Origin of the sequence: Bradyrhizobium sp. SRL28, assembly GCF_018596315.1 — a bacterium.
In the GTDB taxonomy this organism is placed as follows: domain Bacteria; phylum Pseudomonadota; class Alphaproteobacteria; order Rhizobiales; family Xanthobacteraceae; genus Bradyrhizobium.
In genome coordinates, this window is sequence record NZ_JAHEAG010000040.1 from 1 (window position 1) to 20,756 (window position 20,756).

The 20,756-nt window shown below is 61.8% G+C and carries 20 protein-coding genes and 1 tRNA gene; 11 read left to right on the forward strand and 10 right to left on the reverse strand.

The genetic code is table 11. The features are described from left to right. Positions 1–51: 51 nt before the first annotated feature. A complete protein-coding gene (locus KIP88_RS38030) occupies positions 52–987 on the reverse strand; it encodes a cyclase family protein (RefSeq protein WP_214493308.1) in 936 nt (311 codons plus the stop codon). A gap of 206 nt (positions 988–1,193) precedes the next feature. Between KIP88_RS38030 and KIP88_RS38035 the strand changes: the two genes are divergently transcribed. Further along, on the forward strand, positions 1,194–1,367 hold the full coding sequence (locus KIP88_RS38035; protein ID WP_214493309.1) for a hypothetical protein: 174 nt from the start codon (positions 1,194–1,196) through the stop codon (positions 1,365–1,367). 113 nt (positions 1,368–1,480) lie between these two features. Here KIP88_RS38035 and KIP88_RS38040 read toward each other — a convergent pair whose 3' ends face one another. Further along, positions 1,481–2,419 carry a DUF1963 domain-containing protein gene (locus KIP88_RS38040; RefSeq protein ID WP_214493310.1) on the reverse strand — a complete coding sequence of 313 codons (939 nt, stop codon included), beginning with the start codon at positions 2,417–2,419 and terminating at the stop codon, positions 1,481–1,483. 240 nt (positions 2,420–2,659) lie between these two features. Beyond that, a complete protein-coding gene (locus KIP88_RS38045) occupies positions 2,660–3,541 on the reverse strand; it encodes a LysR family transcriptional regulator (RefSeq protein WP_214493311.1) in 882 nt (293 codons plus the stop codon). A gap of 104 nt (positions 3,542–3,645) precedes the next feature. Between KIP88_RS38045 and KIP88_RS38050 the strand changes: the two genes are divergently transcribed. Next, positions 3,646–4,620, forward strand: coding sequence for a nitronate monooxygenase family protein (locus KIP88_RS38050; RefSeq protein ID WP_214493312.1), 975 nt, complete (start codon positions 3,646–3,648; stop codon positions 4,618–4,620). Between the two features lie 34 nt (positions 4,621–4,654). Next, on the forward strand, positions 4,655–5,731 hold the full coding sequence (locus KIP88_RS38055) for a nitronate monooxygenase family protein (RefSeq protein WP_214493313.1): 1,077 nt from the start codon (positions 4,655–4,657) through the stop codon (positions 5,729–5,731). A gap of 27 nt (positions 5,732–5,758) precedes the next feature. On the opposite strand, the gene KIP88_RS38060 is transcribed toward KIP88_RS38055, so the two are convergent. Beyond that, entirely contained in the window at positions 5,759–5,923 is a 165-nt protein-coding gene (locus KIP88_RS38060; RefSeq protein ID WP_214493314.1) for a hypothetical protein, read from the reverse strand. Between the two features lie 383 nt (positions 5,924–6,306). Between KIP88_RS38060 and gatC the strand changes: the two genes are divergently transcribed. The 6 genes from gatC to KIP88_RS38090 all read left to right on the forward strand — a co-directional run bounded on the left by gatC (position 6,307) and on the right by KIP88_RS38090 (position 11,864). Beyond that, positions 6,307–6,594: an Asp-tRNA(Asn)/Glu-tRNA(Gln) amidotransferase subunit GatC gene (gene gatC / locus KIP88_RS38065; protein WP_214493315.1), complete on the forward strand. Its 288-nt coding sequence runs from the start codon at positions 6,307–6,309 to the stop codon at positions 6,592–6,594. 29 nt (positions 6,595–6,623) lie between these two features. Then, entirely contained in the window at positions 6,624–6,830 is a 207-nt protein-coding gene (locus tag KIP88_RS38070) for a hypothetical protein (RefSeq protein WP_214493316.1), read from the forward strand. Then, a complete protein-coding gene (gene gatA / locus KIP88_RS38075) occupies positions 6,827–8,302 on the forward strand; it encodes an Asp-tRNA(Asn)/Glu-tRNA(Gln) amidotransferase subunit GatA (RefSeq protein WP_214493317.1) in 1,476 nt (491 codons plus the stop codon). The genes KIP88_RS38070 and gatA overlap by 4 nt, the downstream gene beginning before the upstream one ends. A gap of 2 nt (positions 8,303–8,304) precedes the next feature. Then, complete coding sequence (locus KIP88_RS38080) at positions 8,305–8,598, forward strand: hypothetical protein (protein ID WP_214493318.1); 294 nt, start codon at positions 8,305–8,307, stop codon at positions 8,596–8,598. Continuing rightward, positions 8,595–10,079: an Asp-tRNA(Asn)/Glu-tRNA(Gln) amidotransferase subunit GatB gene (gene gatB / locus KIP88_RS38085; protein ID WP_214493319.1), complete on the forward strand. Its 1,485-nt coding sequence runs from the start codon at positions 8,595–8,597 to the stop codon at positions 10,077–10,079. Before KIP88_RS38080 ends, gatB begins: the two co-directional genes overlap by 4 nt. Positions 10,080–11,597: 1,518 nt before the next feature. Then, entirely contained in the window at positions 11,598–11,864 is a 267-nt protein-coding gene (locus tag KIP88_RS38090; RefSeq protein WP_214493320.1) for a hypothetical protein, read from the forward strand. Positions 11,865–11,882: 18 nt separating this feature from the next. Here KIP88_RS38090 and KIP88_RS46975 read toward each other — a convergent pair whose 3' ends face one another. Together KIP88_RS46975 and KIP88_RS38100 are read right to left on the reverse strand one after the other, a co-directional pair. Then, a complete protein-coding gene (locus tag KIP88_RS46975) occupies positions 11,883–12,080 on the reverse strand; it encodes an SEC-C metal-binding domain-containing protein (RefSeq protein ID WP_308163732.1) in 198 nt (65 codons plus the stop codon). 143 nt (positions 12,081–12,223) lie between these two features. Further along, positions 12,224–12,373 carry a hypothetical protein gene (locus tag KIP88_RS38100; RefSeq protein ID WP_214493321.1) on the reverse strand — a complete coding sequence of 50 codons (150 nt, stop codon included), beginning with the start codon at positions 12,371–12,373 and terminating at the stop codon, positions 12,224–12,226. Between the two features lie 311 nt (positions 12,374–12,684). Here KIP88_RS38100 and KIP88_RS38105 point away from each other — a divergent pair, with 311 nt between their 5' ends. Then, positions 12,685–13,224, forward strand: coding sequence for an AAA family ATPase (locus KIP88_RS38105; RefSeq protein ID WP_214493322.1), 540 nt, complete (start codon positions 12,685–12,687; stop codon positions 13,222–13,224). A 122-nt stretch (positions 13,225–13,346) separates the two neighbouring features. Here the strand turns inward: KIP88_RS38105 and KIP88_RS38110 are convergent. Continuing rightward, positions 13,347–13,440, reverse strand: a tRNA-Ser gene (locus KIP88_RS38110). Between the two features lie 960 nt (positions 13,441–14,400). Here KIP88_RS38110 and KIP88_RS38115 point away from each other — a divergent pair. Continuing rightward, positions 14,401–15,999, forward strand: a complete 1,599-nt coding sequence (locus KIP88_RS38115) for a porin (RefSeq protein ID WP_214493323.1) — start codon at positions 14,401–14,403, stop codon at positions 15,997–15,999. A gap of 390 nt (positions 16,000–16,389) precedes the next feature. On the opposite strand, the gene KIP88_RS38120 is transcribed toward KIP88_RS38115, so the two are convergent. The 3 genes from KIP88_RS38120 to KIP88_RS38130 all read right to left on the reverse strand — a co-directional run bounded on the left by KIP88_RS38120 (position 16,390) and on the right by KIP88_RS38130 (position 20,663). Next, positions 16,390–17,364: an HAD family hydrolase gene (locus KIP88_RS38120; protein ID WP_374226557.1), complete on the reverse strand. Its 975-nt coding sequence runs from the start codon at positions 17,362–17,364 to the stop codon at positions 16,390–16,392. Between the two features lie 106 nt (positions 17,365–17,470). Beyond that, positions 17,471–18,958: an arylsulfatase gene (locus KIP88_RS38125; RefSeq protein ID WP_249791331.1), complete on the reverse strand. Its 1,488-nt coding sequence runs from the start codon at positions 18,956–18,958 to the stop codon at positions 17,471–17,473. Positions 18,959–19,064: 106 nt separating this feature from the next. Further along, positions 19,065–20,663: an arylsulfatase gene (locus KIP88_RS38130; protein ID WP_214493324.1), complete on the reverse strand. Its 1,599-nt coding sequence runs from the start codon at positions 20,661–20,663 to the stop codon at positions 19,065–19,067. Between the last annotated feature and the right edge of the window lie 93 nt (positions 20,664–20,756).

Here is a 20,756-nt window from a genome sequence, read left to right on the forward strand (position 1 = left end):
ATCGCGGCGTGGCGTCCATGCGAGAACGTCACGCCGCCTGCCGATATGGGCCTACCGGATTGCGATCGGGTTGATCATGCTCTGCACGCCACCCTTGAAGCGCGGCTGGCCGAGGACAAACAGGAACTCATAAGCCTTGTCCTTCGCCAGTTCGGCGGTGTCCATGTTTTCGAGAATGTAGGTGCCGTTCATCGGCAGCAGGATCTGGTGCACCTCGAAGATGTTCTTGGTCTCGAACGGGACTGCTTCGACGCCCCAGGTATCGGCGCCGACAGCGACCACACCCTTGCCGGTGAGGTATTTGGCACCCTCGACGCCAAGACCGGGTTCGCCGGCGCCAAAACGCTTGTCATCCTTGCCGATCAGGCTGAGCCAGCCGGTGTGGAAGATCACGACATCGCCCTGGCGGATTTCGACGCCCTGTTTCTTCGCTACTTCCTCGATCTCCTTGGTGTTGAACGCGGTGCCTTCCTTGACCACGTCGGTACCGTAATGCGCGGCCATGTCGAGCAGCACGCCGCGCGTCACCATCGGCGGGACCTTTTCGACACCGAGCTTCTTCAGACCGGTGGGATCGGCGAAGTCGGCAAGCTTGTTGCCGTTGTAATAGACGTGCTCGACGCCGATATGGCCGAGGCCGTCGAGCTGGCTGCCGACGCCGACCCAGCCCTCGATGATGTCATCATTATAGGTGAGCTTGCTCGGTCCGAGGCCAGGAATGCCGGCCTGACCGGGTTGCACGACGGTGATCTTGAAAGCACGCGGCGGATAGGCGGGGGTCTTGGTGTCGACGGGAATGCCGAGTGCGTAGGTCTTGCCGGTCTTGACGAGCCCCGCTGCCTTCACGACGAGTTCAGGGGTCATGTAATTGGCGGCGCCGATCTCGTCGTTCGGCCCCCATTTCGATTTCGTCCAGTCCTGAGCGCTTGCCGTTCCGACCGTACCCAACAAGGCAACAGAACAGCTCAGTACGAATGCAAGGCGCATCGCAGTCCCTCCCAGATTGACGTTATGGTTTTTGGTAACTAGCGGCTCATACTAACGTAGTAGTGTGGGGCGGCTAGAAGTTTTTTTAATGCCGGCGTTCGCGTTGCGATCGAACACCGCGAAGCCGCAAGCGCGGCGCGGCAATTTGATTTGTTGCAAGATTGAGGCGGCGAAATTTCGCGCAACGGAAGGCGTGGGGCAGTTCAATGGATGCGCTTAGCCTGTTCGGCCTGTTCGCGGTGACCGCGATGCTCGTGGCATACGCGCTGGAAGATCGCAGCCACTGGTTCATCTTCGTCTTTGCGGCCGCCTGCGCGCTAGGTTCAATTTACGGATTTCTGCAGGGGGCCTGGCCGTTCGGACTGGTCGAGGCGATCTGAGCCATTGTTGCGCTGCGGCGCTGGAGCGTCAGGCGGCGGCTGATTGCATAGCTCGCCCGCGTCATGCCGCAACCCCGGCGTCGTTGAATGCCGCTGCCCCCAAGAGCCTGGCATCAGTAGCACTGCATGATCACACGCGCCTCTTCAAAGCGCCGCGCGCGCAAGGCGTCCCGATGGATCCAGACATAGAGGTTGCCCACATCACCCCACATCATGCCGGCACGATCGTCGGATGCGATTTGCATCAGCAGCAGCCAATTCGCCGCGTCGGATTTCAACCGCTCGGCCGCCTCATCCCACGCGTTGAGGTCGAATCCCTTGGTGACGAGCGCGCATTCGATTCGCATGTCGCCCTGAATCTTGAGCGGATGCCCACCGAAGCGGTGATCATGACCGTCCCGGGTGACCTCGTACCACCAGGCTTGCACGGTCCTCTCCGGCTTGGCTTTGATCTCGGCATTCCATTCGGGGGAGCCGAAATAGGGTGGCCACATGCCGGCATGAAGCACGCACCGCTGCGGCCGGAAGCCGGCGGTCTGCTTGTGAGCCAATAATTCGGCCGGCGGGCTTGCCCGCTTTAACGAACCGACGGGCGTCAAATCATGGATCAGCCGGGCGCCCGTGATATCTGCCGGTCTATCGCCCGCGGGCCGATGGCCGGTGTCATAAAAAAGCAAAAGCCGTCCCTCGCGCGGGATGTCCGGATCGACGGGTCCCGTAAACCAGACGTCGGCCAGGTTGACCTGTGCGATGAACCCGAGCGGCGCCGGCTCCCTGGTCCGTCGTGCATTCTCGACCAGAAAATCGAAATGAGAGCTGCCGTAATCGACCTCTGTGGATTCGGCCGCGAAGGGCTCGAGCTCGTCGGGCGGAAACAACTTCCGAAAGTCGAGCGTTTCGGCCCGAACAGCGGCCATGTCTTGCGAGTTGAAGAGGTCTGCGCCAGCCTGCGCCGCTTCGACCCGCCGCTCATGATCGGGATATGGCGGACGCCAGGGCCATGGCATCGTGGCCGGAAGGTCTGGCGTTCCTCCTATCTTGGTCGCGCCCAAAGCGATCTCGGTTTCGTCGCCGACTGGTGCGGTTTCGAGCCAGATGTACGGCTTCGAACTCTCCGCCAGGACCATCGCGTCAGCGACACGAACCCCCGCCGCGCGCAACGAGCTATCGATCTCGGCGGCGGTCTTGAATAGCTTTCGCATCACAGCTCTCACCATATCTTGGGCGCTCTCGTGAGACGGTAGACGACGGAGCGAGGGACTTGGTTCGATCAGTACTGCGGCGCTGGTATGTCAGGCGGCGATAACCTCGCCATGGTCGCTCAGGCAGGACGCAAAACCCTGTAGCGCGCTGTACTGGTGGGCCGTGCGGCGGGTGATGAAGAGCGTCTCAACCCTGGACTGCGCCGGGCTCAGCGTGTGGATGCTCACCGTGTCATTCCGCCCGACCACGGCGCGCGGCAGCAGCGTCACGCCCATGTCGGCGGCGACGCAGCCGATCATGCCGTCGAGCGTGCCGAGCTCGAACCGCGCGGAAGACGGCCAGCCGAATTCCGTGAAGACCTGTTCGAGCCGTTGTCGGTAGGTGCAGCCGGTACGAAACACCAGCGCGGTCGGTCCGGACTCCGGCGTGCCCGCACGCAAAGCGGCAAGGCTTGGCCATCGCCGCGCGGTGACCAGGACCAGTTCTTCGCGGAAAGCGACTGTCGCGTCGAGTTCGGCATGCTCGATCGGGCCTGCAACGAACGCGCCGTCAAACGTACCGTTGAGCACACCCGCCACCAGTTCGGCCGTCGTCGACGTCCGCAAGCTCAATCGCACCTGCGGGAAGCGGCGATGGAATTCGGCGAGCAATGAGGGCAGGCGAACGGCTGCTGTGGTCTCCATCGACCCGATGGCGAGCGGTCCCTTCGGTTCGCCATCGTCACGCGCCGCCAGCAGTGCCTCGCGCGACAGCGCCGCCATCCGCTGCGCATAGGGCAACAGCCGACGGCCGGCGCCGGTCAGCGTCATGCCGCGGCTGTGACGTTCGAACAGCGCGGTGCCGATCTCGGCCTCCAGCGCCTTGACCCGTTGGGTGACGTTGGACTGCACGGTGTTGAGTTCGTCCGCGGCGCGGGTGATGCCGCCCAACCGGGCAACCGTCGAAAAGGTCAGGAGATCGCTCAATTCCATGGAGGAGACCGTTTCATTTTTGAGATGATAGCGTTCTCTAGTATTCATTTTTAGAGAATGGTAGTTCGCTCTAATGTCTGTGTCCAGATCGCAGAGAAATGGACATGTCGATTTCCACGCCACTGAGCGCCCGTTTGGGCATCCAGCGTCCGATCCTGTCGGCACCGATGGATGTCATTGCTGGCGCGCGCCTCACCAAGGCTGTTAGCGCCGCCGGCGGGTTTGGGATTCTTGGCGGCGGCTACGGTGACAAGGCTTGGCTGGAGCAGGAGACAGCCAAGCTTGCTGATGTCTCCGATCCCTTCGGCGTCGGCTTCATCACCTGGAGCCTTGCGAAGCAGCCGGCGCTGCTGGACATCGCGCTTGAAGTCGGTCCACGCGCGATCATGCTTTCGTTCGGCGATCCAAAGCCTTTCGCACCGCGGATCAAATCGTCCGGCGCACTCCTGATCTGCCAGGTGCAGGACGAGGCGATGGCGCGGCAGGCGCTCGATGCTGGCGCTGACATTCTGATCGCGCAGGGAACCGAGGCCGGCGGCCACGGTGCGTCGCGCACCACGATCGACATCGTGCCGGCGATCGTCGATCTCGCAGCCGGCCGGGTGCCGGTCGCGGCTGCCGGCGGCATCGCTGATGGCCGCGGGCTGGCGGCGATGATGATGCTGGGCGCTTCCGGCGCGCTGCTTGGCACGCGCTTTTATGCCAGTCGGGAATGCGACGGGCCAGAGGAAGCGAAACGGCGCATCTGCGCCACGTCGAGCGGCAACAGCGTCCGCGGCATCATCTTCGATCTCTCGCGCAACAATGTCTGGCCGGCGCCGTTTACCGGCCGCTGCCTGATCAACGATCATGCCCGCCGCTGGATGGGACGCGAGGTCGAACTGCTGCAGAACGTCAAGGCGGTCGCCGCCGAATATGCGGCGGCGAAGGCCGCGGGCAATTTCGACATCGCCGCCGTCATTGCCGGCGAGTCCGTCGGACTGATCCATGATGTCCCGCCGGCCGGCGAAATCGTTGACAGGATCGTCACCGAGGCAGAGCAGATATTGGGCGGGCGGCGTAACTCCGTCGCCGCCTGAGCGCGTCCATCGTCAAAACCAAGCGAGCAGAACCATGTGGCCAGACCGCCGGATCATCGACCTCTTCAAGACCGAATTTCCGATCGTGCAGGCGCCGATGGCCGGCATCATGGATGCCGAACTGGTGATCGCGGCGGCGCAGGGCGGGGCGCTGGGCTCGCTGCCATGCGCGATGATGACGCCCGAGAAAGCGCGCGAGCAGGTCAACATCATCCGCCAGCGCGTCTCCGCGCCGGTCAACATTAACTTCTTCTGCCACACGCCGGTCGATGCCGATCCCGCGCGTGAAGCCGGCTGGAAGGCCCGGCTTGGGTCATACTACAAGGAGTTGGGCCTCGATCCCGCAGCGCCCGTCAACGCCGCGAACCGTGCGCCGTTCGATGAAGCGATGTGCGCCGTGGTGGAAGAGCTGAAGCCGGAAGTGGTCAGCTTCCATTTCGGCCTGCCGCATCCGGCGCTGGTCAAGCGCGTCAAGGCGGCAGGCTGCATCGTGATGTCGTCGGCGACCATCGTGAAGGAAGCGATCTGGCTGGAGGAGAACGGCGCCGACGTCATCATCGCGCAAGGCGCGGAAGCCGGCGGCCATCGCGGCATGTTCCTGACCGACAACATCGCCCAGCAGCCCGGCACGTTTGCGCTGGTGCCGCAGGTGGTCGATGCGGTGAAGGTGCCTGTCATCGCAGCCGGCGGCATCGCCGACGGGCGTGGCATCGCGGCGGCGTTTGCGCTGGGCGCATCCGGCGTGCAGATCGGCAGCGCCTATCTGCGCTGCCCGGAATCGAAGGTGATTGCGTCGGTGCGCACCGCGCTGGCCCAGGCGCATGACGATTCCACCGTCATCACCAATGTCATGACCGGCCGTCCTGCGCGCGGCGTCGCCAACCGCGTCATGCGCGAGGTCGGGCCGATTTCGCCTGACGCCCCGGCGTTCCCGCACGCCGCCACCGCGCTCGGGCCGCTCAAGGCGGCGGCCGAAAAGCTCGGCAAGGTCGATTTCACCAATCTCTGGGCCGGACAAGCCGTGCGGATGGGCCGCGAGATGCCGGCGGCGGAACTGACCCGTTCGCTCGCGGGTGCCGCGCTGGCGCGGTTCGGCGCGTTGGGTGGCTAGCCGGCGATTTGAACCGCTCTTGCGGCTCTAGTGCGCCGGTTCGTCGCGCCCGACTTCCAGATGCTCGGCGGCCAGCGACCGGTAGTGCGCGGCCATTTCTTTGTAATGTTGCTTCGAGATCGGATCAGTCGCGCTTTCGGCGCGACGTTCGAACATTTCCGCCTTTTCCTGCAGGATCTTAGCCTGAGACATGGCTCTCCTCCTGTTGGTCAGGTTAAGCAAGCGAGGTAGACGATCGCGACGCCGAGCACGGTCCCGATGGACCAAAGGGCAGGATCCCAGCTTTCCGAACCGGCACTGTCATTCTCGATGGTCGACATGACGCGGCCTCTCAATTGGCTAGGCCGCGACTACATTCCCTGACTGTTTCCGGACAACTACGTAAGCAAGTGAAATGGTTTCGTCAGGGCGCTTTGAGCTCAAAATCTTGTGTGCCTGGGCAAGGTCGACCTTGGGTCCGTAAAAAGCGGATATTCGGTACCCGCGAGGCCCTGGCAGCCTGTTCCCGCGGTTGCGGTGCAAAAGCGGCCTCTGCTATACGGCGGATGCGAATTCTCCGTTAGAGGCCTATATTTATGTCCGTTGATGCCGCCACCGTTCGCCGCATCGCGCAGCTCGCGCGAATTGCGGTCACCGAGGCCGAGGTTCCCCATCTGCAGGGCGAACTGAACGCCATGCTGGCTTTCGTGGAGCAGCTTTCGGAAGTGAACGTCGACGGCGTCGAACCGATGACCTCGGTGACCCCGATGGAAATGAAGAAGCGGACTGACGTGGTCAATGACGGCGAGATCCCCGACGACATCGTCAGGAATGCGCCCGAGACGCAAAACCATTTCTTCCTGGTGCCGAAGGTTGTCGAGTAACCTGTATTCTGATCGAGATCGGAAGTCCGATGTGTCTGCTCTGCGACGATGAAAAGGCCTATCAGGCCTACATGAACTACCTCGACGCGATGGAGCGGCAGGGCAAGGCCGCCGATCCCGACAAGGCGATGGACGCTGTGCTCGATCAGCTCGAGGCCGCCGACAAGGCCCGCGCCAGCGATCCCGCCAACGACAAGACGCTTTCTCCCTTCTTCTGCAGCCCGATCAATAAATGACCGACCTGACATCGATGACGATCGCCGAGGCCAAAGCCGGCCTCGCGAAGAAGTCTTTCACCTCGCTCGAACTGACGGATGCGCATCTCGCCGCAATCGAAGCCGCGCGTGTGCTCAATGCCTTCATCCTGGAGACGCCGGATCAGGCCCGCGACATGGCGCGCGCGGTCGACGCGAAGATCGCCAAGGGCGAGGGCGGACCGCTCGCGGGCATTCCGCTGGGGATCAAGGATCTGTTCGCGACCAAGGATGTGCGCACCACCGCGTGCTCAAAGATCCTCGGCAATTTCGTGCCGCCTTACGAATCCACCGTGACCTCGCAGCTCTGGCGCGACGGCGCCGTGATGCTCGGCAAGCTCAACAACGACGAATTCGCTATGGGCTCGTCGAACGAGACCTCATGCTTCGGCCCCGTGGTCAATCCGTGGCGGCGCGAAGGTTCGAACACTACGCTGGTGCCGGGTGGCTCGTCCGGCGGATCGGCGTCCGCCGTGGCGGCGCTGCTCTGCATGGGCGCGACCGCGACCGACACCGGCGGTTCGATCCGCCAGCCCGCCGCCTTCACCGCGACCGTCGGCGTCAAGCCGACCTATGGCCGCTGCTCGCGCTGGGGCATCGTGGCCTTCGCGTCCTCGCTCGACCAGGCAGGCCCGATCGCACGGACCACGCGCGATGCCGCGATCCTGATGCGCTCGATGGCAGGGCACGATCCCAAGGACACGACCTCGGTCGATCGCGCGGTGCCGGACTACGAGGCGGCAATCGGAAAATCCGTCAAGGGCATGAAGATCGGCATTCCGAAGGAGTACCGCCTCGACGGCATGCCGGCGGAAATCGAAAAGCTATGGAGCGAGGGTGCGGCGTGGCTGAAGGCGGCCGGCGCCGAACTGGTCGATGTATCGCTGCCGCACACCAAATACGCGCTGCCGGCCTATTACATCGTGGCGCCCGCGGAGGCCTCGTCCAACCTCGCGCGCTACGACGGCGTGCGCTACGGCCTGCGCGTGCCCGGCCGCTCGATCGGCGAATTGTATGAGAACACCCGCGCCGAAGGTTTTGGCGACGAAGTCCGCCGCCGCGTCATGATCGGCACCTATGTGTTGTCGGCCGGCTATTACGACGCCTATTACCTGCGCGCGCAAAAGGTCCGCACCCTGATCAAGAAGGATTTTGAGGACTGTTTTGCAAAAGGCATCAGCGCGATCCTGACGCCTGCGACGCCATCGGCGGCCTTCGGCGTCGGCGAAAAGGGCGGTGCCGATCCGGTCGAGATGTATCTCAACGACATTTTTACGGTGACGGTGAACATGGCGGGACTGCCCGGCATCGCCGTGCCCGCGGGCACGGACGCGCAAGGCCTGCCGCTCGGCCTGCAACTGATCGGCCGTCCGTTCGACGAAGAGACGCTGTTCTCGCTCGGCGAAGTCGTGGAGCAGGCGGCCGGCCGCTTCACGCCACAGAGGTGGTGGTAACGATGGCGGATTTCCGCGCCACTCTCGCGGACGCTGCGCCAGCGCCTAACCTGGAACCACCGCTGGCTGCATTGTGGTGGGCCGCCAAGGGCGACTGGGACCGTGCGCACAAGATCGTGCAGGACGAGAGTGACGCGAATTCAGCCTGGGTGCATGCCTATCTGCACCGGGTGGAAGGCGATCTCGGCAATGCCGGTTACTGGTACCGCCAGGCCGGCCAGCCGGTGGCGAAGGATTCTCTGGAAGCCGAATGGGAGCGGATCGTGTCCGCGCTGCTCGGGAGTGGAAAAGCATGAACGCGACGGTCAAACCGGGAAAACTGATCAAGGGCCAGACCGGCGACTGGGAAGTCGTGATCGGCATGGAGATCCACGCCCAGGTCACCTCGAAGTCAAAACTGTTCTCCGGCGCCTCGACCGAGTTCGGCGGCGAGCCGAATAGCCATGTCTCGCTGGTCGACGCCGCGATGCCGGGCATGTTGCCCGTGATCAATGAAGAGTGCGTCCGCCAGGCGGTGCGCACGGGGCTTGGCCTCAACGCGCAGATCAACCTGCGCTCGGTGTTCGACCGCAAGAACTATTTCTATGCGGACTCGCCGCAGGGCTACCAGATCAGCCAGTACAAGTCGCCGATCGTGGGCGAGGGCGAGGTCGTGGTCGAACTGGACGGCGGCAAAACCGCCACTGTCGGGATCGAGCGGCTCCATCTGGAACAGGACGCCGGCAAACTGCTGCATGACCAGTCACCGACCATGTCCTATGTCGACCTCAACCGGTGCGGCGTGGCGCTGATGGAAATCGTGTCAAAACCGGACATCCGCGATGCCGAACAGGCCAAGGCCTATGTGACCAAGCTGCGTTCGATCCTGCGCTATCTCGGCACCTGCGACGGCGACATGGAGAAGGGTTCACTGCGCGCCGACGTGAACGTTTCCGTGCGCAAGCCAGGCGGTCCGCTCGGCACCCGCTGCGAAATCAAGAACATGAACTCGATCAACTTCATCGGCCAGGCGATCGAGTACGAGGCGCGGCGCCAGATCGAGATCATCGAGGATGGCGGCACGATCGACCAGGAAACGCGGCTGTTCGACCCCAACAAGGGCGAGACGCGCTCGATGCGCTCCAAGGAAGAAGCGCATGACTATCGCTATTTCCCGGATCCGGATCTGCTGCCGCTCGAGTTCACGCAAGGCTATGTCGATGAGCTCAAGGCGGATCTGCCGGAACTGCCGGACCAGAAGAAGGCGCGCTTCATCGAGAGCCTCGGTCTGTCGCCCTACGATGCCGGCGTGCTGGTGGCCGAGCGCGAGAGCGCGGTGTTCTACGAAACCGTGCTCGCGGGCCTTGCCGACAAGGCGCGCGACGGCAAGCTCGCGGCCAATTGGGTGATCAACGAGCTGTTCGGGCGTCTTAACAAGGAAGGCCGCGATATCACCGGCTCGCCGGTGTCGGCGGCGCAGCTGGCTGCGATCGTCGGCCTGATCGGCGATGGCACGATATCAGGCAAGATCGCCAAAGACCTGTTCGAGATCGTCTGGACCGAAGGCGGTGACCCGCGCGAGCTGGTCGAAGCGCGCGGCATGAAGCAGGTCACGGATTTGGGCGCGATCGAGAAGGTCGTCGACGACATCATCGCGGCCAATCCGGACAAGGTCGCGCAGGCGAAGGCCAAGCCGCAACTCGCCGGCTGGTTCGTCGGCCAGGTGATGAAGCAGTCGGGCGGCAAGGCCAACCCGCAGGCGGTCAACGACCTCTTGAAGGCGAAGCTCGGCATCTGAATTGTCCCGTAACGGGACGCTTGCAGCGTTGGTAACATCGCGATCGATGCGCGCGTGTGCACATCGATCGTCCATCGCAATCCAAAAATTCCCCATAGCGACTGCAAGCGCGCGTCCGAATCGGTGGTCGCGATTCGTCCGGAAAATTCATTTTTGGCGAGCGTCGGGGCGCGTCCGGCGCTGTGACCATGAAAATTTTTTTATTGCCAAATTTCGCGACTCAGAGTCCGTGCGCACGGCTTTTTCACAGAATCATTGAGTCGCTACGACACTGATGTTCATCGATCATCATGATCGTGAGTTCAAAAAAACGCTGCAGTAAAAGCGATTCCTGCAATATTGACGAACGTCGACGGTCGTCATCGCGATACTTTTTGCATTAGGGCGCGAGCATGTTGCGACGTCGTCGACATCGGCGCTTCGCGCACTCCGACTTTGCTGCGTCAACACTTCCTTAAGCGGGAAGCTGTTTTTTTGAATGCGTTGGTGTATTCGGGATGTAGTGCATCTCGATTCCCGAGTGCACGCAGCAGACTAAAGCCATCTCACTTACATTAGGAGGGCAACATGGCCAAGAAAGCTAAGAAGGCAAAGAAGGCGAAGAGCGCAGTGAAGAAGACTGCGAAGAAGACCCGCAAGGTCGCCAAGAAGAAGAAGTAACTTCGCTTCTCCAAGAATTGCCGGCGGCTTGATGCCGGCACGTCACACGAGCCCCGGATAAAAATCTGAAGGCTCTGGTCGACGAAAGAGGGTGTCGGCGAGACATCAGGTCAAACGGCTGGATCGTATTGCGAGGGAGTTCGCTTCTTCAAAACCGGTCCGGCAGAAGAAACAAGTTTTTCTTCGTTCGGTGCGGGTGTCCTTAACCACCCGCAGTTTCACCGGGCCCAAAAGCCCGGAATGAAATCTGGTCCTGACGTGTTCGCCGACGCCCTCGTTCCCCGGAACGCCCCTGTTCCCCGGAACGGCCCGCTCTAGCCGGAGCGCTCCGATGGCCGACGCATCAGACGTCCGGCGCTAAAGTCTTCCCCGATTCATCATTGATCATTCGCAGGAGCCGGTTGCTTCGCTTCCACCTGTTGTTCCAGGCGCGCCGGCGTTCGCGAATTCGGTATCCGCAGCGCCCGGTGAATTCCCGAATGGTGGCAGAAGCTGCTCGACGCTCGATCATTGGCTGGAACCCGTCATGGCGCGGCGTGTCGCGCCGTCCGGTGACGAATGGTGACGACACCGACCTTGCAACAATGGTTATCGTTCTGCGAAACCGCAGGGTAAACCGAACTTCACGATTGGCAACTTCTCCCTGTGCCGCAGGCATTTCTGCGATTTCGCGTTAGACAGCGCGATGCGCGCGTTTACATCCCGTTCATCGCGAACTTTAAACTGCCCTTCAAATTTGATCGGTCATGATCCTCCCAACAACAGACCGGAAAACGGCGTTGGGGATGACAGGCGTTTCAACAGTGGACAGGGGCCGCACTCGGGGGAGGGCGGCAACGATAAAAAGGGGAGCTACGGATGTTTCAGGGGCAAATTGATCTCGACACGGCCGTTGCAGTGGAGGCGACGGCGATCCCGGACGTGCTGTTCGAGCGCGGCCTGTACTGGGCGAGCGGCCGTTCCGGCGTGGTGAATCTGGTCGCGGCCCACAAATGGTTCAATCTTGCCGCGCTGAAGGGACGCGCGGATGCCATCTCCATGCGCCGCGAGGTCGCCGCGATGATGTCGGATGCCGAAATCGCGACCGCTCAGCGCGAAGCGCGGGCCTGGATGACCGCGCATTGAGGCTTCGGCCGGCCGGCGTCACGCCGGCGGCTCGCCATTGGCAAGGCAGCATTTCTTGGCCTTCTTGCCGCTCCCGCAGGGGCATGGATCGTTGCGTCCGACGTGACGCCAGGGATTCCTGACCGGCTCGTTCGGATACGCGAAATCGGTCCACGGGGCTTTCTCGCCGTCCTCGTCGAAGACGTCTTCGGTGCCGCGCGTCCAATCCAGCGACACGAGCACATCGTCGATGTAACCGAGGTTGCGTTGCGTGAACCGGTCGATGTCGTCGGGCGTGCGTTCGGCTTCGGCAAGGTCCTCCTCGAACTGAGGACGATCAATCCATTCTACGGGTATGCGGTCTGGCGCAGGAGCGGCTGTCAGGCTTCTCGGTCACGCGCAGCGCCGAGGATATGAAGCCCGCGGAACAGCAGCAGGCTTTCGTCGTCCGACAATTCCTTGCCATCTGCAGCCCGCAGCAGAACGGCGCGCAATTTCGGCGCGGCTTCCTCGATTCTCAGTGTGCACATTCCGACGGCGAAGTCCGGCAGCTTTCGTTCCGTCGCGACGGCATGAAGGTAGTCTTCGATCGGGCCGAGATCAGGGGTTTTCTCGCCGTCGCCAAGAGATCGCTTCGAGTTCTTCCTTTTTCATGCTGCGCTCCACTGCATGTTGCGAAGGCGATGCCGATCGGATGCTCTCCCGGCCGCAAGAGACGATCCAGCATCGCCGCAAATGGCGCAATGGTACTGGTTAAGAGCGGACCTTCGAAAGGCGTTGGACTTACCAATTCGCCCGGTGCACAAGAATCCCTGGATCGAACTGGGAAGACGAAGGCGACATGCAGCTGTTGCTGATTACCGGGCCCGCGGGCGTAGGCAAATCCACGCTGAGCTGGGAAATGAGCGCGCAACTCGCCGCAGCTCAAGTTGCTCATGCCGTTATCGAGACCGATGAGCTCGACAGGGTGTTCCCGCGTCCCAATGCCGACGAGCTTGATAGAATTCAGCCCGGTACGACTGACGTCAGCAGCATCAACCTGGCTGCGATCTGGTCGACATACCGGGCGTTGGGGCACACGCGCCTGATCATGTCAGGCGTCATGATGCACCTGGATTTCGACAAACGATGGATACTTTCCGCCATACCCGAAGCGCAGATCACGGTAGTCCGTATGCTCGCCGCCGAGCCTATACTATTGGCGCGTCTTGCGCAGCGCGAGATAGGTTCTGGGGCGGACGAGCAGGCACAGCGCTCGCTTCGGCAAGCAAGGCGCATGGCGAACGAAGACGCCGAAGGCGTTATCGTTCTACCTACGGACGGCAAAGGACCTGCGGAACTTGCAGAGATAGCTCTTCAGAAAACTGGCTGGCTCACATAGGCAGCCAGGAAACTCCGACCAAGATATATCGGGCTGTAGTGTTGAATTGGCGGTTCGCGATGCCGCTTGGTGAGCGTGCGGTGATCGACGGCAATAGCGGGCTATAGAGGGAAATCGGCAAATGGCGGAGCCGGAGGGATTCGAACCCTCGATAGGGCTTTACAACCCTATAACGGTTTAGCAAACCGCCGCCTTCAGCCACTCGGCCACAGCTCCATGGGGGCGGATATGCCTGACGCGAGGGCCAGCCGCAAGCGGCAGATTCAGATTACGTCGGGGCCATTTAGAGGCGCCGGTGCTTCGCGCGCATTCCTCATGAGCGGCCGATATCCGGTATCCCGCGTTTAGGCGCAACTTTTCCGGGCCCTGCGGTCTCGATAACACGCCGACGGCCCGGCATCGGCACGGCATGCGCGACGCTAGACCCGATCCCCGCGCCGAGTTTTCGCCGCGTGTTTGCCTCACGCCGCGTCGAAATCGCGCGAAATTGATTCGATTCCGCCGGCGGACCGATTCGCTCCCACGCAAAATCACGGTTCCGGATCACGGCGCGCGAGCGGGGATGTGCCGCACTCCATGAATGCATTTGATCCTGAGAAATGTCGGGCTTCCATCATCTTTCGTCGGTTTTTTGCCCTGGTTGACCGTCCGTCGACGGTGAGGCGCCCGTCGCGGCCTGCGATGAGCCTCGTCCATTGACTCTATAAGGGGTGCGTAATCACTCGCTGCGGATTCGGCGACCTCGCCCTTCGATTCGATGCGCGAGAGGCACGCCGGCGGGCACGGGCCGCTTGTTGCGGTGCCCACCAACAATCGGAGTGTCAAGTGGAGCTATTCTAAATTATCGAATAGAAACAATATCTTGCAGCGAAACCTCGATCACAAACACGTGTTATTTGTGCAACACCCTTCGGAAAACGGGCGGAGTTGGGCCGCTCCGAGCGGTTCCTTTATTGCGTGTGCAGAAGTCCTCGGTAATTGTGATCACGCGACGGAGGGGGGCATCCCGAGGTCGTCCCGTTTTAGGTGGTTCGCTTAAGTCCCTCGCGTTCATGCGGGAGTGTCCGAAGGCGCGAAGCGACTAGCGGGTTTCAGGGGATTAAGGGAACCAACCTTAGGGTGTCATGCACCCAGCGGATCCGGAACCTTCCCTACAGAGCAACTTGGAGGTTTAACATGAAGATGGTTAAGAGCCTTATTCTCGGCTCAGCGGCGGGTCTGATCGCCATGAGTGGAGCTCAGGCGGCCGATCTTCCCGTCAAGGCCAAAGCGGTCGAGTACGTGAGGATCTGCTCCCTGTATGGCGCGGGTTTCTTCTATATCCCGGGCACCGACACCTGCATCAAGCTGGGTGGTTACGTTCGCGTCGACACCACGTTCAATACCGGCGCTGGTGCCTACGGCAATCCGGCGTATGCCGGCGATGCGGGCCAAGGCAATCGCTACCGCGATTACTTCCTCTCCCGTTCCCGTATGGCAATCACGGTTGATACCCGCACTGCCACCGAATACGGCGTAGTCCGCACCTTCGGTCAGGGCGACTTCCAGTTCAACAACTTCGGATCGAGCAATCCGGCCGCGCTCACCGCGTTCCCGGCCGGCGCTTCTAATGCGCTCAACACCGCCGGCGGTGGTTACGTCGCTGTTGAAATGGTGTTCATCCAGTTCGCTGGTTTCACCTTCGGTAAGTCGGCTTCGGCCTACGCGACGCCTTGGAACGGCTATCCGGGCAACAACAACTCGTACCTGATGGGCGGCCCGGACTACGTGACCGGCGTCAACAACATCCAGTACACCGCGCAGTTCGGCAACGGCGTGTCGGCCACCATCGGCCTCGATGATCCGACCGTGTTCAACCGTACCTCCGTGCTGAACCTCGGCGTGGCCGCCACACCTGCAGGGTTTGCAGCGCTTGGTAGCCAAGCCACGGCCGCTGGTGCCAACGCTTACGGCGGCACCCATGTTCCGGACATCGCGGGTAACATCCGCGTCGACCAGGCTTGGGGTCTGTTCCAGATTGGCGGCATCCTGCATAACGTGAACGCTTCGTACAACGTCCTCGGCCTTGGCGGCGTTGCGACCCCTCTGTCGGAAATCTCCGGTCACCCCAGCGACAAGTGGGGCGGTGCTGTGACGGCTGCGTTGCAGATCAAGAACCTCCCGACCGGTGCGGGCGACGATATCAAGATCGACGCAACGTACGCGAAGGGTAACACCAAGGCCGTGATCTCCACGAGCGGTGGCTCGCCGAGCTTCGCGATGTTCGGTAACACGGGCTTTGCGGGGGCGTATCAGAGCATTGGCTTTGGCCAAACGTCTGATGCGGTTTTCCTGCCCGGCTTCCTTACCGGCGGTGCTACCGGCGACCTCAAGCTGACCGAAGCCTATGGTGTCCGTGGTGCGTTCAACCACAACTGGGATCCCTACTGGTCGTCCAGCCTCTGGGGCAGCTACGCGGCCGTGCGGTATAATGGCAGCGCAACCGACATCCTCAGCGCCAAGGGTCAGTTCTGCGCGAGCTTCAACTTCAACAAGACCGTGACTGCAGACTATACCTGCAACCCCGACTTCAACATTGCCCAGGTTGGTGTGGTCACCCGTTGGACTCCCGTCAAGAACCTGACGTTCTCGGCTGAAGTCGGCGCGTTCTTCCTTGACCAGAAGTTCACTGGTGGGGCCATCTTGACTCCGGCGGTTCCGAAGCCGACCGCTCTCTACGAGTTCAGGGACCAGAGCACTGTATTCCTGAACGTTCGCGCTCAGCGTAACTTCTGATCCCGAAAGACTTGAAACACTAAGGAGAACCCCCGGCAGGCAACTGCCGGGGGTTTTTCTTTGCCATACCAGTTGGACGGAAATTGCTGTCACGAAGACGGCAAGCTCGGCCAGCGAAGTCCTCTCGACGATGTGGCTGGTTCAGCAGGGCGCATGCCCTCAGCGGTGAGGACGTCAATGCGCGGAGTGGCTGCGCCGCGAAGGATACCGCCGCCATAGACGCCCAACTCGCCGTAGCCCAAATTGTCCGTGAGGATAACGACAATGTTGGGCTTCTTCGGCTGTTGCGCGGCGACGGGCCCGCTCGCAATCGTCATGGCGACGAGCGACGCCAGCGGACCGAGTCAATTTGTTGCTATTGCGTTAATCGGTCGCGATAAGCGACCCACGTCAGTCAAAAGCAAAGATGCGCTTCCAGTCCTTCTTCATGTCGACCACGGTCCACCTGTTCACCGCTGCGGCGTCCAGCGCCACGTCGAGCTTGCCGAAATGCGAGTGGCGGTCATAGGCATATTCGCGCTCTGCATCGGTGTGATGGACGATCAGGCCGAATCGCGCGCCACTGGCGCCGAGCGTCGCCCATTGCAGCATTTCGAGATCGCCGTCGGAGTTGCCGAAGGCCGCGATCGGACGGCGGCCGATGTGCTCATTGATGCCGATCGGCTTTCCTGTCTTGTCGTCGATGAAGTTGATGTCGGGTAGCCGGAAGAGCGTTGGCGCACCGTCCTTCATCTCAAATCGGGTCTTGATCGACGATCCGACCACCTGCTCCGGAGGTATTCCATAGATCCGCTCGGTCCAGGGCCGCATGAATTCGATGCCGCCACCTGACGCGATGAAAGTCTTGAAGCCGCTGGCCCGGAGGTAGGCGAGCAGTTCGAGCATCGGCTGGTAGACCAGTTCGGTATAGGGCCGCTTGAAGCGGTGATCTCGCGCGGACGCGAGCCAGTCGGTGACGATCTTCTCGAACTCTGCCGTGGTCATGCCGGCATGTGTCACGGCGATGATTTCGACCGATCCTTTTTCGCCGGACGCGGCCAGCGCTTTCAGGTCGCCGTCCAGCACCGCCGCGAACGGCTGCTTGGTCTTCCATTCCGGATGCATCGGCGCCATGACCTTCACGCGGTCGAGTGCGAAGGCCAACTGGATGTACATTGGCTGCTCGATCCAGAGCGTGCCGTCATTGTCAAAGGTCGCGATGCGTTGCTCGACCGGGACGAAGAAGGGCCCACCTTGCGTCGTGACCCGCGCGACAAAGTCGAGGATCGAAGCCTTGGTCGCCCCCTCGTTCCAGGACGGGAGTGGATCGCGTGCCTGTGCCAGCGCCGAGGTGGACCGGAGCGAGGCAGAGAGCAAGGGTAGCATCGCCAGCGACGAGAGGAGGACGCGGCGGTCCACGTGCGGAAACTGCGGATTCATGGTTGTGCTCATTCTCGATCTCCTTGGCATTGATCTGCTGCGTGTTCGCTGTTCAAAACCGCGTCATGTTCGCCGCCGGCGGATTTGGTGCTTTCACAAGGCTTGCTTTGTATTCCTCGACCGTCTTCAGCGCCGGGCCGATCACCCATTCGTACATCTCTCCGATGTTGTGTTCTTCGTGCGGGTCCGCTTCGATGTTGAACACTTTGGGGTAGCCGTTCATCGGCGCTGCGCTGGCGCCGACTCCTCCCAATAGGGTCGCGCCGCCGGAGCCGCTACGGCCCGGCGCCACGTCGGCAAAATAGATGCGGAACTGCTTCCAGCGCGCCGCAACGAGAGACGGGCCGACGAAGGTCAGGAGATGTTCGCGCTGTCCGCTGTCGTTCCGGCCAAGCAGCAGGTCGGTCTGGTCGATGCCGTCGATCGGGCGATCATCCGGCACTTTGCCGCCGGCAATCCGCGCGAAGGTCGGGAAGAAATCCATGATCGAAAACATGGCGTAGGACGATCGCGGCCTTATTCGCTCCGGCCAGCGAATGATGGCGGCGGTGCGGATCGATCCTTCACTCACGTCACCCAGCGCCCCGCGCCAGGCTCCGGATGAGCCCATGTCCGGCATGTCGCCGCCGAATGGGCGCGAGACGGGGCCGTCAGGGCCATTGTCGGACGCGAACACCACGATGGTGTCGCGCGCGAGGCCGAGCTGGTCGAGTGCATCGAGCATTCGGCCGACGATGGCGTCGCCTTCCATCAGGGAATCGCCGAACTGGCCAATGCGGGATTGGCCCTCGAAGCGTTTCGACGGCAGGTTCGGGAAGTGTGTTCGGGAGATCGCCATGTAGAGAAAGAACGGCCTGCCAGCCGCCTGCTGGCGCTGCATGAAATCAACGCCGCGGTCTACCAGTTCCCAATCGATCTCGCGTCGGACTTCCGCGGTATAGGGTTTCACCGTTCTCAGCAATTCCCCGCGCTTGGCTTCGACGATCTGCGGTCCCTTGTCGAGCGGGATATCGAGCGTCTTGGTCTGCCGAGCCTGCTGGATCATCAGGAAGGCATCCCAGGTATCGCCGGGTGGGATGCCGTAGAATTCGTCGAAGCCCTTGTTCTGGGGCTGGCTGTAAGGCTGGGCACCGAGATGCCATTTGCCGAACATCGCCGTGGCGTAGCCCGCCTCGCGCAGCATTCCGGCCATGGTGATTTCTGTCGCTGGCAGCGAGATCGAAGTCCCCTCGACCGCAACCAGCGACAGGCCGGAGCGAATGGAATAGCGTCCGGTGAGCAAGGCTGCGCGCGACGGCGTGCAGGCCGGTTCGACCAGGAACTGCGTCAACCGCAAGCCTTCGGCGGCGAGCCGGTCGATGCGCGGCGTCGGCGCCCCGCGCAGTTCGCCACCGCCATAAGCTCCGATGTCGCCATAGCCGATATTGTCAGCGAGAATAAAGAGAATGTTCGGTTTTTGCTGTTGTGCTGATGCGGGCGCAACCATCACGGCGGCGAGCGACGCCATCATGCCGAACCAGATGTACCTGCGCCGATTCATCATCGATCTCCTGCAGAGGGGCTGATCGATCGGACCTCGTGGTTTGCGGGCGCCGAAGCGCGGGCGCCCGAGATTCGTTCCCGCGTCGAACAACGCACTGCCGAATTCAGTTGCTGGACGGCGGATTCCTTAGCTTCTCCATGGCTTGCTCGACCGAGAACGAGCCGGGTCGTTGCCGCGGCGGAAACTGCTGGAAACTCATCAGGTGCTGCCCCACGATCGCCTGGGCCGGGACGAGCACAAAGGCGTGCTCGACGAACCACCTGACGTAATCGCCCGCTTCATGCTGGGCGCGCTCGAACGGGTCGGATCGGAGGTTGAACAGCGATGGCAAGCGAAGCTGGACCATCGGCTGCGCCCACACGTCAAACCCATGGGCCTTCTGTTCCATGAAGACGGCCTTCCATTGGTCGTAGCGAAGACCGGCCAAATTGCCGTCGTCGGTCCAGTAGAAGAATTCGCGGCGCTTGTTGGCGCCCTTGCGGGCGAGAAGGTCGCGCTGGTCGTAACCGTCGAGGTGGACCTTGAAGTTCTTGCCACCGGCATCGTAGCCCACCAACAGCTTTGTCTTGATGTCGGGCTCGCCCGCCGCCGCGACCAGCGTCGTCGCCCAGTCCTCTGCCGAAAACACGTCGTTGATCTCGGTTCGCGGAGGCACCAGCCCGGGCCAGCGCACCATCGCCGGAACGCGATAGCCGCCTTCCCAGTTGGTGTTCTTTTCGCCCTTGAATGGTGTGGTTCCGCCGTCGGGCCATGAGAATGTCTCGGCGCCATTGTCGGTCGTGTAGATGACGATCGTGTTGTTGGCGATGCCGAGATCGTCGAGTTTTTTCAGCAACTGTCCGACTTGGCCGTCATGCTCCACCATGCCGTCGGGATAGATACCAAGGCCGGTTTTCCCTTGGGATTCGGCCTTGAGACGCGTCCAGATATGCATCCGGCTCGAGTTGAACCACACGAAGAAGGGCTTCTTGTCTCGATTTGCGCGGTCGATGAAATCAACTGATGCGCCAAGGAACTCCTCGTCGACTGTCTCCATGCGCTTCTTGGTGAGCGGCCCGGTATCCTCGCACTTCTGTTTGCCCCATGGGCCGAAGCGCGGATCATCGCCTGGCGTGTCGACGGTTGTCGCCACACATTTCATGACGCCGCGCGGACCAAACTGCGCCCTGAACGCCGGGTTCTTCGGGTAGTCCGGATGCTCCGGCTCATCCTCGGCATTCAAGTGATAGAGGTTGCCGAAGAATTCGTCGAAGCCATGAACCGTGGGCAGGAATTCGTTGCGATCCCCGAGATGGTTTTTGCCGAACTGCCCGGTCGCATAGCCCTGCGGCTTGAGCAGGTCGGCAATGGTCGGATCCTTTCCAGACAGGCCTTCCTTCGCTCCCGGCAGGCCGACTTTCAAGAGTCCGGTCCGCAATGGACTCTGGCCAGTGATGAACGCCGCGCGCCCAGCGGTGCAGGATTGCTGCCCGTAATAGTCGGTGAAGATCGCGCCTTCATTCGCAATGCGGTCGATGTTGGGCGTGCGGTAGCCCATCATGCCACGATTGTAAGCGCTGATGTTCCAATAACCGACGTCATCGCCCATGATGACAAGAATGTTGGGCTTCTGTTGTTGTTGGGCAGAAAGCGGCGTGACCAATGCTGCCGCCGTTGCGACTGAGGTAACCAGACCGAGGCATGCGCGTCTAAAGATGCTCATGATCAAGTTCCTCGTTCTATTTTCTGCTGGTTGAACAGACCCGGCGCGCCGCTTCATTGGTGGTTGTTCGCGGAGCGAGGGAGTTGATCGACG